Annotated in this window: 12 protein-coding genes; 2 read left to right on the forward strand and 10 right to left on the reverse strand. The window is 57.5% G+C overall.

Going from position 1 to position 14,693, the window contains the following annotated elements:
• Positions 1 to 77: 77 nt before the first annotated feature.
• The 8 genes from HMPREF1487_RS17950 to HMPREF1487_RS17985 all read right to left on the reverse strand — a co-directional run bounded on the left by HMPREF1487_RS17950 (position 78) and on the right by HMPREF1487_RS17985 (position 9,281).
• Entirely contained in the window at positions 78 to 1,673 is a 1,596-nt protein-coding gene (locus tag HMPREF1487_RS17950; RefSeq protein ID WP_010798113.1) for a gamma-glutamyltransferase family protein, read from the reverse strand.
• A gap of 26 nt (positions 1,674 to 1,699) precedes the next feature.
• Positions 1,700 to 2,572, reverse strand: coding sequence for an ABC transporter permease (locus tag HMPREF1487_RS17955; protein ID WP_010798114.1), 873 nt, complete (start codon positions 2,570 to 2,572; stop codon positions 1,700 to 1,702).
• Entirely contained in the window at positions 2,569 to 3,516 is a 948-nt protein-coding gene (locus HMPREF1487_RS17960; RefSeq protein ID WP_010798115.1) for an ABC transporter permease, read from the reverse strand. The genes HMPREF1487_RS17955 and HMPREF1487_RS17960 overlap by 4 nt, the downstream gene beginning before the upstream one ends.
• 55 nt (positions 3,517 to 3,571) lie before the next feature.
• A complete protein-coding gene (locus tag HMPREF1487_RS17965) occupies positions 3,572 to 5,074 on the reverse strand; it encodes an ABC transporter substrate-binding protein (RefSeq protein ID WP_010798116.1) in 1,503 nt (500 codons plus the stop codon).
• Positions 5,071 to 6,162, reverse strand: a complete 1,092-nt coding sequence (locus HMPREF1487_RS17970; protein WP_010798117.1) for an ABC transporter ATP-binding protein — start codon at positions 6,160 to 6,162, stop codon at positions 5,071 to 5,073. Before HMPREF1487_RS17970 ends, HMPREF1487_RS17965 begins: the two co-directional genes overlap by 4 nt.
• Positions 6,159 to 7,154, reverse strand: coding sequence for an ABC transporter ATP-binding protein (locus tag HMPREF1487_RS17975; protein ID WP_010798118.1), 996 nt, complete (start codon positions 7,152 to 7,154; stop codon positions 6,159 to 6,161). The genes HMPREF1487_RS17970 and HMPREF1487_RS17975 overlap by 4 nt, the downstream gene beginning before the upstream one ends.
• Positions 7,151 to 7,888: a FadR/GntR family transcriptional regulator gene (locus tag HMPREF1487_RS17980; RefSeq protein ID WP_037030203.1), complete on the reverse strand. Its 738-nt coding sequence runs from the start codon at positions 7,886 to 7,888 to the stop codon at positions 7,151 to 7,153. Before HMPREF1487_RS17980 ends, HMPREF1487_RS17975 begins: the two co-directional genes overlap by 4 nt.
• Before the next feature lie 352 nt (positions 7,889 to 8,240).
• Positions 8,241 to 9,281, reverse strand: coding sequence for a purine-nucleoside phosphorylase (locus HMPREF1487_RS17985; RefSeq protein WP_010798120.1), 1,041 nt, complete (start codon positions 9,279 to 9,281; stop codon positions 8,241 to 8,243).
• Between the two features lie 300 nt (positions 9,282 to 9,581).
• On the opposite strand from HMPREF1487_RS17985, the gene HMPREF1487_RS17990 reads away from it, so the two are divergent.
• Positions 9,582 to 11,999, forward strand: a complete 2,418-nt coding sequence (locus HMPREF1487_RS17990; RefSeq protein WP_010798121.1) for an ELM1/GtrOC1 family putative glycosyltransferase — start codon at positions 9,582 to 9,584, stop codon at positions 11,997 to 11,999.
• A gap of 58 nt (positions 12,000 to 12,057) precedes the next feature.
• Complete coding sequence (locus HMPREF1487_RS17995; protein ID WP_010798122.1) at positions 12,058 to 12,825, forward strand: aspartyl/asparaginyl beta-hydroxylase domain-containing protein; 768 nt, start codon at positions 12,058 to 12,060, stop codon at positions 12,823 to 12,825.
• Positions 12,826 to 12,878: 53 nt separating this feature from the next.
• Here the strand turns inward: HMPREF1487_RS17995 and HMPREF1487_RS18000 are convergent, their stop codons facing one another.
• Positions 12,879 to 13,649 (reverse strand): aspartyl/asparaginyl beta-hydroxylase domain-containing protein, encoded by a 771-nt coding sequence (locus tag HMPREF1487_RS18000; protein ID WP_010798123.1) that lies wholly within the window; start codon positions 13,647 to 13,649, stop codon positions 12,879 to 12,881.
• 67 nt (positions 13,650 to 13,716) lie between these two features.
• Positions 13,717 to 14,685 (reverse strand): hypothetical protein, encoded by a 969-nt coding sequence (locus HMPREF1487_RS18005; protein ID WP_010798124.1) that lies wholly within the window; start codon positions 14,683 to 14,685, stop codon positions 13,717 to 13,719.
• Positions 14,686 to 14,693: the final 8 nt, after the last annotated feature.

Below are 14,693 nucleotides of genomic sequence, written 5' to 3' on the forward strand. Positions count from 1 at the left end.
GAAGACCTGGAATGAGCTAAGGCTCGATCAGGTGTAAGGAATGGGAGGAAGGCCTGCGCGGCCTCCCTCCGGCAAGGTCAGAACGCGACGGCCTGGCCGTCCTTGCGTGGATCAGAGCCACCGACATAACCATCGGCCGTTTTCTGAATGATCTGAGCCCCGCCGAATGCAAACACGCCGCTTGGCGCCTCAACCTGGATATCATGTCCTTTGGCGCGTAGGGCAGCTACGGTCTGTGAGTCGAACTGTCGCTCAACGGCAACCTTCCGACCTGACTCAATCCGCCAGCGGGGTGCGTCGGCCGCCGCCTGCGGGTTCTGCTTGTAGCGCAGGATACGCAACATCATCTGCAAGTGTCCCTGCGCCTGCATGGGACCGCCCATAAGGCCGAACGACATCAACGGCGTGCCGTCGGCATTCATGGCAAAACCGGGGATGATGGTGTGGAAGGGGCGCTTACCGGGAGCGACGGTGTTGACGTGCTCTGGGTCCAGAGAAAAGCCCGCCCCGCGGTTTTGCAGGCTGATTCCCGTGCCTGGAACCACTACGCCGGAGCCAAAACCCATGTAGTTGGATTGAATGAACGACACCATCATGCCGCTTTCATCTGCCGCTGACAGGTACACCGTACCGCCGGGCTTGGGCGAGCCATGGCCTGGGTCAGCAGCAGTCTCGCCGATCAGCCTGGCGCGCTCCTTTAGATAGGCCGGGTCAAGCAGATGGTGAGCCAGAACGCGCATATGGTCCCGATCTGTAATGTGATGATTGAGGTCCGCCAGGGCCAGCTTCATCGCTTCCAATACCACATGCAGGGTTTCGGGGCTGTCGACAGGATGATCGCCAATACCGATGGCCTCCAGAATTCCCAGGCCGCTGAGCGTAGCGATGCCCTGGCCGTTAGGAGGCAACTCATGGACCATGGCGCCTGCAAAGGGCGTGGATAGGGTATCGATCCAGTCAATTGAGTGATTGCCCAGGTCATCCAGGCTCATAACGCTGTTGTTGGCTCTGGCATGAGCAACCATGGCTTCGGCCAGGGCGCCTCGATAGAACGCTTCGCCGCGGGTTTCGGCGATCAGCTCCAGCGTTTTGGCATGGTCCCTGAGTTGAATCTTCTGCCCGGCTCTGGGGGCTCGGCCATCGGGCAGAAAACACTCAGCAAAGCCGGGCTGATCTTTCAGGAGCTGACCGCCTCTGTGCCAGAGCTCAGCGATTATAGGCGTTACCTGGTAACCCTCTCGCGCATAGCGTATGGCGGGTTCGGCCACCGTGGTGAAAGGCAGCTTGCCGTAACGCTCGGAAAGCCCGACCCAGGCGGAAACCGCACCGGGCACGGTCACTGCATTCCAGCCGCGCTCCGGCATGTGTTTGTGCCCTGCAAAATACTGGGGCGACCACGCTGCCGGTGCGCGTCCAGAGGCATTCAGGCCCTGTAATGTCTTGCCATCCCAGACGATGGCAAAGGCATCACTGCCGATACCACACCCTGTTGGCTCTACTACCGTAAGCACCATGGCAGCAGCAATTGCCGCATCTACCGCATTACCGCCACGGCGCAGCATGTCCAGGCCTGCCTGGGCGGCCAGTGGCTGGGAGGCCGCTACCATGTTCCGTCCCATGACAGGGGAGCGGGCAGAGGCGTAAGGCTGGCTATAATCCAGATGATCGAACATGGGATCACTCTCTTCTTGTCTGACGGTTAGTCTTTGGGATCCAGCGCATCGCGCAAGCCGTCGCCCAGCAGGTTGAAGCACAGCACCGTGATATAGATGGCCACGCCTGGAGCAATAGACATCCAGGGCGCCTGTTCCATGAAATTCTTGGCTGTGTTGAGCATGGAGCCCCAGGAGGGCGCTGGCGGTTGCTGGCCAAGGCCCAGGAACGACAGACTCGCTTCTGCGAGAATGGCTGAGGCAATGGTCAAGGTTGCCTGGACTACCAGCGGCGAAAGGACATTCGGTAATACATAGCGCAGAACGATCCAGCGATCCGGCAGGCCAATGGCGCAGGCACCTTCCAGGTAGTCCTCGTGTTTAATCGAAAGGACCTGTCCGCGCGTCAGGCGCGCAAAGATAGGCATGGCAGACAGGCCAATGGCGATCATGGCGTTAGTCAGGCTAGGGCCAAGAAATGCCCCCAGCGCGATAGCCAGCACCAGAAACGGACAAGACAGCAGTGCTTCCATGATCCGGGAAATAAGGGCATCCAGCGCGCCCCCAAAATAGCCGGCTATAAGACCTAGCGGAACACCGATGGCCATGGCGATGGCGACCGATACTCCACCCGCCAGCAACGAGCTGCGCGCACCCCAGAGCAGGCGTGAGAACAGATCGCGGCCCAGCTCATCCGTGCCTAACCAATACAGGGCCGAAGGTGCCTTGCGAACGGCCAGAAAGTTCGCCTTGAGTGGATCATGGGGCGCAATCCAGGGTGCCAGAACAGCTGCCAGGACAAATAACAAGAGGATAGCTGCACCGATGACAGCACCCTTGTTCTTCAAAAACTTTGCCAGGAAACGAGACTGTAGACGGGTCTGTAAGACAGGAGGGAGAGGGGTGGCAATGGCATTCATGCGGCAGTCCTCAGGCGCGGGTTGATCAGGCGATAGAGCACATCGGCCAGCAGATTCATCAATACGAATCCAATGGCTACGCACAGCACTACACCTTGCACCACGGCATAGTCCCGGTTGAAAACGGCATCGACGATCATCTTGCCGAAGCCGGGAATACTGAACACCTGCTCAGTCAGGACTGCGCCCCCAAGCAGTTCGCCGAACAGCAGTGTAGTCAGCGTCACGATGGGCATCAGCGCGTTACGAAAGGCGTGCTTGAGAATGACTGTTCTGGGAAACAGCCCTTTCGCGCGCGCTGTCCGCACATAGTCTGAGCGCAGCACTTCAAGCATGGCGCTGCGGGTATGACGCATCAGGGTTCCGGAAAGACCTGCACCCAGCACGAAGGCTGATAACAACAAGGTTTTAAGGTTTTGCAGCGGGTTTTCACTGAACGGTACAAAACCGGAGGCGGGCAGCCAGCGCAGCTTTACCGCAAACACCATGATGAGCAGTATCCCCAGCCAGAAGTGCGGAATAGAGATACCAGAAAGGGCAACGATGTTCGCACTGTAATCTACCGCGCTCCCTTTACGCACCGCCGAGAGAATACCGGTGGGGATACCTATCAACAGCGCAATCAGCAAGGCGAAAACTGACAATTCCAGGGTGACCGGCAGTTTCGAGACGATAAGCGCGGTCACTGGTTGCTCGGTGCGCAAGGAAGTACCGAAATCACCTTTCAAGACATTGCCCACCCAGTTCAGGTATTGAACCGGTACGGGATCGTTAAGACGATACTTGTCTCTTAAGTATTCGATGACAGCGGGGTCGCGCTCCTCCCCAGCCATGGCCAGCACCGGATCGCCGGGCAGCAGTTTTTGCAGGGTGAAGACAAAGAGCGAGACCAGAACCAGTGTTGGGATGGCACTGAGCAGGCGGCGAAGGATGAACGTCAGCATGCATAACCCTCGTGGATTACCGGCCCGTGCGGTTTACTGCAACGGGCCGTATCGGTCATTGCGCGAATGACACGTTGGCCAGGCGGATCAGTCCGTCCGGGTTGGAGACATACCCTGTCACTTTGCGATTCGCCACAATCAGTCGAGGCTCGAAGTAGAGGTAAATGTTCGGCGCTTCGTCCGCCACGATGGTCATCGCCTGGCGATACAGATCCTGACGCTGGGCCTGGTCATTGACAGTACGTGCCTTATTAAGCAGCTCATCCAGCTTTGGATTGCAGTAATGGCCATCGTTCTGGTTTCCTTTGCAGGTCACGAACTGATGGATATTGCCATCTGGATCAGGACGACCGGACCAGGCGCTCATACCTACCTGGAAGTTTCCGGATTGCTGCTCGTTAAGAAGCGTCGCGTACTCGGTGGCGACCAGATTGACGTTGAAGCCCGCTTCGGACGTCATCGCCTGGATAATTTGGCCTACCTGCTGAGAGACAGGTGTATTGCCAACCTTGAGCTCAACGTTTACCGGGAGCTTCACGCCTGCTTCCGCCAGCAGCGCTTGGCTCTTGGCAATGTCTCGCGAGGGGAGTGGTAGCTCCTTATCGAAATAAGGGCTACTTTGTGGAAAGGGTTGATTGCCCGGCGCGTAGAGCCCTTCGAATACCACCTGGTTGATAGCGTCCCGGTCCATTGCCAGCTCGAAGGCCTTGCGGACACGCTTGTCACTTCCCAACGGATTTTTGGCTTTGTCACCATTGGCGACATTGACCATCAGTTGCATATACCCCAGGCCGGGCGTGTTGTAGACCGTAAGATTCCGGTCATCCTTGACCGCCTTGATGTCCGTGGGAGCAACACGTTCGACGATGTCCAGGTCTCCAGAGCGCAAGTTTGCGAGACGAACCGACGTGTCAGGTATGGGCAGGAAAATCACTTTATCAAAGTGATAGGCCTGCTTGTTCCAGTAATGATCGAAGCGCTCCAGCACGATGCGATCCTGCTGTACGCGCTGCACGAATTTATAGGGTCCGGAGCAGACAGGTTTGGACCCGACATCGCTTTGTGATGCGTTGGGGGCAAGCATCATGCCGGCCCGGTCGGAAAGCTGGGCGATCAGGGTAGCGTCCGGTTGCTTCACCTTGATCGCTACGGTCTTGGGATCGATTACATCCACGTGTTCGATAGAGGCCAGTTCGCTCTTGCGCAGTGAATCGGGCAAGGTACGAGCTCGGTCCAGATTGAATTTGACCGAGGCGGCATCAAAGGCTTCGCCATCATGAAAGGTCACTCCTTCACGTAACGTCATGGTCAGGGTTAGGTTGTCGTCGCTCCAGCTCCAGCCTGTGGCCAGTTGCGGTACAAAGGTTAGGTCCGGCGCAACATCCACCAGTTTGTCGCACAGGGCGGTGTATACCAGACGTCCCGAATAGGTTCGTGAACGGTGCGGATCCAGAACATCCGGGTCGTCCTGGATGCCGATGCGCAGGGTGGTTTCGGCAAATGCCGTGGTGCCGATCGTCAATAACAAGGCTCCAGTCAACAGGCGTACAGGATTCAAGGCTGGCTCTCCAGGGCAAGGGGCTGATGGCTTTTGAATAGATGAAGGCGTTGGGAAAAGGCGGGGCTGGGAGCTGGCACAATCAAATTGCCTGCTCCGGCATTCGCAACTTCGCGCCAGAAATGGCAGGCAACCTGACGCGCCCCTTCGACAGATTCAAAGGCAGGTTTTGCCTCTTTGCAGAGGGGGCGGGCATGGGGACAGCGCGTGTGAAAACGGCAACCGGGCGGTGGATTGGCCGGGCTTGGCATATCCCCACCCAATACGGGGCGAGCCCGTCGCAGACCGGGGTGGCTGACAGGCACAGCGGCCATAAGCGCTTGTGTATACGGGTGAAGTGGTGTTTCGAACAGCGTGTCGACCTCGGCCAGCTCCACGATCTCCCCGAGATACATCACGGCGACTCTGTCGCTCATATGGCGGATCACGGCCAGTCCATGGGCCACGATAAGCAGCGTCAGCCCAAACTGATGCTTGAGGTCTTCCAGCAAATTGACGACCTGCGCCTGGACCGACACATCCAATGCCGAAACCGGTTCATCCCCCAGGATCAAGCGTGGATTGGAGGCCAAGGCGCGAGCAATGCCGATACGCTGGCGTTGCCCACCGGAAAACTCATGGGGATAACGGTTGGCATGTTCAGGGGCCAGGCCCACGGTATGCAAGAGTTCTGCTACTCGTGCTGCGCGATCTGCGCGGTGGCTATCGGTGTGCAGCCAGATGGGTTCGCCAATGATAGAGGCCACTGTCATCCGGGGGTTGAGTGAGGCAAAGGGGTCTTGAAAGATGATCTGCAATTCCCGCCTTGCCTGCCGGAGCTTATCCGCAGGCAGGTTTCCCAGGTTTCTGCCTTCGTAGATGACATCGCCAGCGGTAGGCGCCAGCAGGTTGAGCAGCAATCGCCCCAGAGTTGACTTGCCGGAGCCCGACTCGCCTACCAAGGCTAACGTCTCGCCTCGCTTGATCGACAGGGAAACATCCGTGACGGCTTGAACAGGAGCCTTCTTGCGTTGCAGAAAGCCTGTAGGTGACGTGAAGTGTTTGGTCAGATGAAGGCCTTCAAGAATAGGGCGTTCGGGCGTTTTCATGCGCTAACTCCCAAGTGCTGCTCCAGCGGTGTACGAATGCATGCTGCCAGATGCCCTGGTGTGATCTCGCGTAGCGGGGGACGATCTGCGCGGCACGCCTGAATCACAAAAGGGCAGCGGCTGGCGAAGCGGCAGCCACTGGGCATTTCTGCAGGCGTGGGAACACGGCCGGCAATGGTGGCCAAGCGATCTTCACGCGGGCCCATCGAGGGCATCGAGCCCATCAGGCCAATGGTGTAGGGGTGCTGAGGGTCATCGAACAGCGCAGTAACGGGACCGCTTTCGACAACCTGGCCCGCATACATGACCGCTACATCGTCAGCTACTTCTGCAACGACGCCCAAATCATGGGTAATCAGCATCATGGCTGTTCCGGTTTCGGCTTGCAGGTTTGCGATCAGGGAAAGAATCTGCGCCTGAATGGTTACATCCAGTGCAGTGGTTGGTTCATCGGCAATGATGAGGGCTGGGTCGTTGGCAAGCGCCATGGCAATCATGGCCCGCTGGCGCATACCCCCTGACAATTCGTGGGGAAAAGCCTCCAGCCGTTGAGCCGCTGCGGGTATACGGACTTTTTCCAGCATCTCCAATGCCCGGCGGCGGGCTTGTTGGGGAGACAGGCTTTGGTGACGCACGACGCTCTCGGTGATCTGATCACCTATGGTGAATGCCGGATTGAGTGACGTCATGGGTTCCTGAAAGATCATTGCCAGGCGGTTACCGCGTACATCCAGGCGACGCTGCTCAGTCATTGCCAGCAAAGGTTCGTTAAGGAAGGTCGAAGTATCGGCATGCACTTGGGCGCTATCCGGTAGAAGCCCCATCAGCGCCATGGATGTTACGCTCTTGCCGCAGCCGGATTCACCAACAATGGCCAGGGTTCGACCTGGCGCAATGTCGAATGACAAGCCATCTACTACATTGGCCGCTGCACCTTTAAAGCGAACGGTCAGGTTACGGATACTCAAGACAGAGCATGGGGATTCGCTCATAAACTGTTCACCAGATCGTGATGGATAACGGTGTCGAGCGCCTGTTGCAACGCACGCAAATGGCCACGCATGGCCATCGCCGCCTTGCCGGGGTCACGCTGTTCGATCGCGGACACAATGTCGTCGTGATCATGGCTATACGCATGCATGCGGTCAGTGTTGCGGGCACGCTGGCGCAGGTCGCGCCAGACAGAGTCCAGGCGAATGGCATCGAACATTTCGAAAATATCCAGCATCAGTCGGTTGCCAGCGGCTTCCGCAATGCCTCTATGAAAGGCGCTGTCCCAGAGTTCCAGTGCTTCTGCATCGGGCGTCTGGGCATTGAGTTGTTGGCCGGTACGTTCAGCGAGCCTCCGCAGCATTGCCATCTGCTCGCCGCTGGCGCGAATGGCAGCCAGTGAGGCAAGAGCAGGTTCCAGGTAAAGGCGGGCCTCCATGATTTCGATGAAGTTGGTTCGGCTGGACAGCCTGGTAAAGCTCAGAGACGCACTGGGTGGGGTTGGGCCTACAAAGGTGCCTTTGCCCTGGCGGCGCCACACCTGTCCTTCTGCTTCAAGCACTGAAAGGGCGCGGCGAACCGAGCGACGGCTAACGCCAAAGCCAGCAGCCAGATCACGCTCCGGAGGCAAAGGTCGTTCCGGAAATGCCGAATGCTGTGCCACCAGCTGGCGAAGGGCATCGAGTGCCATCCGGGCTGATTGATCGATAGGAGTTTCCGTTTCGCACGTTTGCATCATGCTCTCTCGGGCCAACATGAATGTCTGTCTGTGCGCCTCGTATATGCTTGATAGTAGGGCGCAACAGTTACAGGCAGTTTTGCAAGCGAGATGCCAATAGCGATTGGTTCATACTGGCGAAACGGTTATGACCGGGCGCTTAGGCTATGACTACAGGCGTGTCAGGCTTTTGGTACAAAGGTGTTGAGGCAGAGAGTAGGGGATGATCTGGCATTGGTTCAGTCTCTATGCGAACCAATTTCTGGAATGGTTACGGGAATGGTCCGTTTACGGGCGACACTGCACGTTAACGGTGCGGCTAGGATGACTGACAGGACCGAACATCTATGCCCGGTCCTGTTTTCATTAATCAGGAGGAGGGAACGCCCTTTTCCCAGGCACTCCAGTTCTTAACGATGTCCTGTACCAGAGGATTGCCTGTACGGAACAGGTTTTCCAAGGCAGGTTCAAAGCCGCCTTGCTTGGCGTAATCGATCAGGTTTTCAACATCTGAATAACCCTCGTAAGGACGATCGAAGTCAGAGCCGCCACGCACTACGGCCAGGCGCTGGATATCGACACGGCCCGTACGGCTGGCCCGTAGCAGCGCCTCATAAGTGGCGTTGTCTTCTTGCTGCGTAGTGCAGTAACGGCCTTTGCCATCCGTCAGCGTACGCGTCCATTCTTCGGCGCGCTGGGAGAGCAGCGTACCGGAGAACCAGGTATCGCCGGCGACGGTGTCACAGCGGGTAACCACAGGAGGCTGGTTGGCGGGCGCATAGTTGTACTTCTTGCGCCACGCAGTAGACTCGGGGCTTTCGATGAGCTTGACGTCCTTGGAAAGGGCATAAGCCTTTTCCATCAGCTTCTGGTTAACCTCGAACACTTCGGTCTTGTAGTCCAGAGGAGGCTTTTGAGTGGGATGACGCGTATTGATACCCAGGTAGCCACCTTTCCAGTCAGCCGGAGCTTCTCGAGCGTCCAGCTCCCATTGGATGCCGAAATCCACGAGGTAGTGCGCCCATGCCGTAGTGCCAATGGTGCCCTCGTGCGGGTTGATTCCTGCAATACCAGCGACCAGGAAATAGGTCTTGCGCAGATCGAACTTGGGCGAGAAGGCCAATGCCATGGTCGAGGCCGCGGCATTGGTGTGCCCCATTGCGGTCGTCATCAGACACACCTGCGCCTCATTACAGAGCACATCCGGATACTCGGCAGACAACCCTTCGACCGGCACCTTTTTATCGAGCTTGAGTTGCTCGATCCAGGTCTTGGCTTCCGGGCCAAACATGGCGATCAGCATGACTTTGGGCGCAATGGGTTTTTCCGCTGCGGATACCTGGGGCGCCGCGGTAAGTCCGCCCAGCAGACCTGCCAGTCCTAGCGCGCTTGCGAGGGATTTTTTCAGCATGGGATGGAATAGCCTCTTATAGAGTGAGCGTGAAAAACCTCACCGGATGTTCAAGGTACATGCCAGCGCTAGGCGCAAACGTGCAAAAGCGGTTGTCTGCAACACGAATCGCTGATAGAACGCGGGTTGGCTTCACGGGCTGGCAGTATAGGAAAAGCAGTGATAACAAAGGGCCAGCCACGCGCTTTGTGATGTGTGCAAGAGCCTGTTCAATCTGAACAGGGGAACTATAGTTCTTCCGTCAGCAACCAAGGCAGGTTGTACAGCTGTTCTGCCTCAGATCGAAGCATAAGAGGACGCATGACTTTCTTTGCCTGGAAAGCGCCGCGCGCTATACGTAAGTGGAAACTGCCCCGTTCGGAAAAAAAACGAGTGTCTCCCTCCACCGCTTCGGTCGGAACATCCGGTAGCCAGGCTGCCCATGCGCCCATGGCGGTTCCGCATATTGTGCCGATTGTGTTGGAAGCAAGGGCAGGGGCACCCGAACAGCCAGCTGTACGCATTTTCCTGGGAACCGAGCCTGCACAATACCGCGCCGAGCGGATCTTCGTGTATTCGTTGGAGCAGGTGCGCAATCCTGATCGGCGTTACGAGGTCTACCGTATGACCCGTCTGCCTGGCTTTGATGAAAGCCGCTGGCGTACCGGGTTTACGAATTATCGGTTTGCCATTCCGGATCTGTCCGGACGTCACGGGCGCGCCATTTATAACGATGTGGACCAGATCTATACGGCTGATCCGGCGGACCTCTTCGACCAGCCCATGGGTGAGCATGGTTATCTGGCGTTAACCCCAAACGACACGGCCGTCACCTTGATCGATTGCGAGCGCATGGTCGAGGTCTGGAATTTTGAAAAGGCACGTTGTGAAAGCAAGAAAGCTTTGCACGCCCAGGCTGCCGAGAAGCCCGGCCTGTGGGGACAGCTCGACCCCATCTGGCATGCGCGTGACCTTGAGTATGAGCATGGCCGTTCCAGATTGCTGCACTACACCACGCTGCACTTGCAGCCCTGGCGGCCAACACCTGAGCAATACTCCTATCAGATCAACCCGTATGCCGAGTATTTCCTGAGCCTTGAGCAGGCGGCCAATGCTAAAGGTTACGAGCCTTACACCATGGCGAGTCCTAGCCCTGACTTTAACGCAGCCTGTCAGACGCTGGCATCGCCTGCTGCGTCTCTGCCATCGGATGTCCTGTCCTTTGCAAGCGCACTGAGCGGCAACGATATCGCCTTCGTAGGGCACTGGACTGATGTTCATAAGGACTCACTGGCTACGACCCACTACCGCTTCGAGCAATTGCGCCAACCAGACCTGCCCAGCCATGACCTTTTGGCGGTCAGTGGTCTTGAGCATCTGCCACCGGAAGATGTGCCCTGGCTCGTGGACCGGCTGTTCAGGCTTAGCCGCAGTTTTGTCTACATCCGGACAGGACTGGGGACGGATGAGTCACTCATCGGCTCAATCAAGGGATGGCGGGCACTGCTGCGCCGTGTGTCCCAGCGCTATCCGGATCGTTGCTGGCAGCTTGACTGCGAAGACGGTAACGGCACCTTGCAGCGTTATCTGGCGGACTTCCCGTTACGTTCCCGGCGGGCAGAGGCGCTGCCCAGGGTGTGGGTACTGCTGGGCCAACATGCGGGCGATAATGCACAGTTGGTTGCCATTGCCGAGTCGCTTGGCTGGCCATACGAATGCAAGGAAACGCGGTTCAAGCCAGCCAAGTATGTGCCAGGTGCCTTGTTGCAGGGCAAGATGGCTCAGTCCGCGCCGGGTCTCGCCGCGCCCTGGCCGGATCTTGTCTTGAGTTCGGGCCGACGTACAGCACCGGTGGCGCACTGGATCCAGCGTCGTTCCGAAGGGCGGAGTCGTCTGGTAGTCGTTGGGCGCCCACGCGCACCGTTATCCAGCTTTGATCTGGTCCTGACCACACCTCAATACAGCCTGCCACTGCGGGACAACGTAGTGGATTTACCTGTGCCCTTTATCCAGAATCAGATACCGTCTGACCAAGAGCTGGCGGTCTGGAAAGAGCGTTTTGCGCATCTGCCGCGGCCCTGGGTCGCCATGTTGGTAGGGGGAAGCAGTATTCCTTACGAACTGGACAAGGCCGCAGGGCGAACACTGGGTGCCCAGGCCAGCGCTGCTGTCAAGGCCAAGGGGGGATCGCTTCTGATTTCTACAAGCCCCCGTACCGCAGAACCGGTTACCCAGTCGCTATTACAGGCCATCGAGACGCCGCACTGGTGTTACCGTTTCGACAAGGGTAGCGATAATCCCTACCGGGCATTGCTGGCGTTGGCTGATGCCTTCATCGTGACCGGCGAAAGTGTCTCCATGCTGACGGAGGCTGCCCTGACCGGCAAACCGGTTGCAGTTTTCCCATTACCGGTACGGCGCCATTTCAAGGCGCGTGTGCATCATGCGCTTGAACGCAAGCTGGGCGTGATTGACCGGGTGGCAGGTAGCCGTGGCACGCCCCGGCAGCAGAACAAGACCGGACGACTCTACGACAGTCTTGTAGAGGAAGGACTCATCAAGCGTGAGCGAAGAATCGAGGAAGTTCATGTAGCGCTGGGGCTTTTGCCTTTGCCGCAGGGACTTGATCAAATGCCAGGTCTGTCGCCAGCACTTATGGCTACCTCGCGCCAGCGTGCTATCGAGGCCGTACGGGCCGTGATTACAGGCGAGCGGGCCTTGTCGGCAAATCGCATCTAGGCGCATACATGCAGGCGGTCCGCTGGGCCGCATCGAATACCGTCAGGACACACGTACAATGACCAACGCCGCACCTCCTGTTGCCGCTAAAACAAAAGTCAAACGCAGCGCCCTCTACCGGACCGGTAAAAAGCTGCGGCCCGCGCTTAACAGCTATCTGGCCAAAAATTCTCTGGTCGGCGATCCGCCTGTATTCGATAAGCAGCTGTTTCCCTGGACGGCCTCGCTGGAGCAGCATTGGGAGGGTATACGACAGGAGGTACAACAGCTCTTGCAGGGCATGGATTCAATTCCTGCGCTTCGCGATATTTCGCCTGATCACCGCAGAATTGCCGAGGGTAATAGCTGGCGCTCCTATTTTCTGTGGGGGTATGGCTACAAGATCGAAGAGAATTGCCTGCGTTGCCCAAAGACCACCGAGGCCTTGTCCGTAGTGCCAGGTCTGAACAGTGCTTTCTTTTCCATCCTGACGCCGGGTGCGCACATTCCACGGCATACCGGAGTGACCAAGCGCATCATGACGTGTCACCTGGGACTGCTGACGCCCACTCCACGTGAAAATTGCCGCATTCAGGTAGGGGATGAAATGGTCTATTGGGACGATGGCAAATGTATCGTGTTCGATGACACCTATCCCCATGAGGTCTGGAATGAAACCGATCAGACGCGGGTCGTGCTACTGATCCAGTTCAAACGGCCATTGCGCCTCCCGGGACGGCTCTTGGGCGACCTGTTTTTAGGTGCAGTAAAGCGGAGCCCCTTCGTTCAGGAAGCACGTCGCAATCTTGCTGCGTGGGACGATGCTCAGAAATTGCTGGATGAATAACTACGTTTGAGTGACAGCTCGACGCCAGGAAACGCCGAGCCGTTATTCTATCGTTACGGCTCCAAACCACGTTCCCAGGCGCGATGGTTGCGCCGCGCATCCTGAATGAAGGGTGACCAGCGAATCAATCGTAAGATGATCCGGTTAAGCAGCGAGCCCGGCCAAGCCAAGGGTCGTTGAATGTCCAGGAACAGCACTACGCGGACGCCATCGGTCTCGTTCCAGACCTGATGTCGGTAGGTATCGTCAAAGATCATGCATTTACCGGTTTCCCAGTGCCGGGTCTCGCCACCCACCTCAATACGGCACTTTTCTTTCGGCTCGGGGACGACTAGCCCCAGGTGAGCCCGGAGCAGTCCGTTGTAGGGACCGCGGTGCAGTGGGATGTGCTTTCCAGGCTCCAGAATGGAAAAGAACGCCGTGAACATGCCTGGGATGGACTCGATGATGCGAGTTGTCTCCGGGCAGCGCAGGCAATTGCCATCCATCTTGTAGCCGTATCCGTACAGGAAGAAGGTTTTCCAACGATCATCCTGGGTGATGTTTTTCTGGTCCTTGGAGATGTCCTGGAAATTGGGAATCTTGTGCTTGTTTTGCAAGACTTCGTTCAGCTCGGCACGAATCGTTTCCCAGTGGGTTTCCAGTTCAGGCACCCAGGCAAACTGGCCGGCATCGATAAAGGGTGTCGTTTCTACCTTGGAGTAGTGCTTGATCGCTTTTTCCAGGCGCTTGATGATCCAGAGACCGATCGCCACACTGGGGCGGTGCTTTTTGCGTTTACGTTTCTGAGTAGACAGCGTGGCGTTGTCCTGGGTCTTTTCCACTCTTCACCTCGTAGGCAGTGCCGCATGGTTCCTGATGCAAGCGAAGAGCGCTCCGCTTGCGTTCGATTTAGCGTAAACGACGTTCCCTCAATAACCGCCACAGCAACGGCCAGCCGAAGATCAGCGGGTAGCGGCGCAGCCGAGGCGTTACCTCAATTGGCCGGCCCATATGCCGTTCTAGCTTCCAAGCGATGTAGTCCACTCCATTCTCGAATGTGAAAACGGACTTCATGAGCCGAAGAATATTCAGCATTCGTCCCTGACGCCGCCGGGTGCTCCACATCTGTCGGCTTTGCTGCAAGCGCTCGCGGGAAGGCATATGCGAATAAAGATCCTCTTCAGACGCTATTCGATGCATGCCGGAAAAGTCACTGACAACGGCTGCCGTTAACTGACGGTAGTAGGTTTTATCATAATGAACCAGCTCGGCAGGCCGACTTGCGGCTTCTGGACGCAGTTCAGTACCGTAGCTCAAGGCAAGGCCCGTTTGCCATAACTGTTCACTGCTAAAGCGTTCCGGCATCGAGGGCAGTGTTTGTTCCACTAACCTCAAGACGGCGTAGCCCAGTGCCTGATAAATACGCTGCCGTATCGTGTCGTCCCGGCAGTACACCAGGCGAGACGGCTGCGCAAACCGGCCCCATAGATAGCTCTGGAACCAGCGGGCAGTGCCGCGCTCCAGATCCTTCAGCGAAAGCACCGCGCATTTGGTTTGCAGCACTTCTCCTTCTGGCGTTCGGGCTTGAAGCATGAAGACATTAGGCGGTAGCCATGCATTAGCGGCCCTAAGCAGCGCATTGGCATGTACCTCTGCGTAACTATCGACAACGGCATACAGGTCAACGATGCCTTCGGCCGGATTGCCACTTCGCAGGCAGGAGCCATAAAACAGTACGCCAACAACGGACGCGCCAAACCTTCTCTGGACCGCTTCACACAGGCAATCGAGTTCCTGGCGTACCGGTTGCCCGCTTTGCCTGGCGATTACCTCAAGCAATGCCGGTGAAGGACGGGGGAGCGGGGCAAGATCTGGCATGGCCGGCC

The sequence above is a fragment of the Pseudomonas sp. HPB0071 genome (assembly GCF_000478505.2).
GTDB lineage: Bacteria > Pseudomonadota > Gammaproteobacteria > Pseudomonadales > Pseudomonadaceae > Chryseomonas > Chryseomonas luteola.

Bases quoted from the DNA above. Each gene is read 5' to 3' on its own strand.
- HMPREF1487_RS17950 (WP_010798113.1), bottom strand. From the start codon at position 1,673: ATGTTCGATCATCTGGATTATAGCCAGCCTTACGCCTCTGCCCGCTCC.
- HMPREF1487_RS17955 (WP_010798114.1), bottom strand. From the start codon at position 2,572: ATGAATGCCATTGCCACCCCTCTCCCTCCTGTCTTACAGACCCGTCTA.
- HMPREF1487_RS17960 (WP_010798115.1), bottom strand. From the start codon at position 3,516: ATGCTGACGTTCATCCTTCGCCGCCTGCTCAGTGCCATCCCAACACTG.
- HMPREF1487_RS17970 (WP_010798117.1), bottom strand. From the start codon at position 6,162: ATGAAAACGCCCGAACGCCCTATTCTTGAAGGCCTTCATCTGACCAAA.
- HMPREF1487_RS17975 (WP_010798118.1), bottom strand. From the start codon at position 7,154: ATGAGCGAATCCCCATGCTCTGTCTTGAGTATCCGTAACCTGACCGTT.
- HMPREF1487_RS17980 (WP_037030203.1), bottom strand. From the start codon at position 7,888: ATGCAAACGTGCGAAACGGAAACTCCTATCGATCAATCAGCCCGGATG.
- HMPREF1487_RS17985 (WP_010798120.1), bottom strand. From the start codon at position 9,281: ATGCTGAAAAAATCCCTCGCAAGCGCGCTAGGACTGGCAGGTCTGCTG.
- HMPREF1487_RS17990 (WP_010798121.1), top strand. From the start codon at position 9,582: ATGACTTTCTTTGCCTGGAAAGCGCCGCGCGCTATACGTAAGTGGAAA.
- HMPREF1487_RS17995 (WP_010798122.1), top strand. From the start codon at position 12,058: ATGACCAACGCCGCACCTCCTGTTGCCGCTAAAACAAAAGTCAAACGC.
- HMPREF1487_RS18005 (WP_010798124.1), bottom strand. From the start codon at position 14,685: ATGCCAGATCTTGCCCCGCTCCCCCGTCCTTCACCGGCATTGCTTGAG.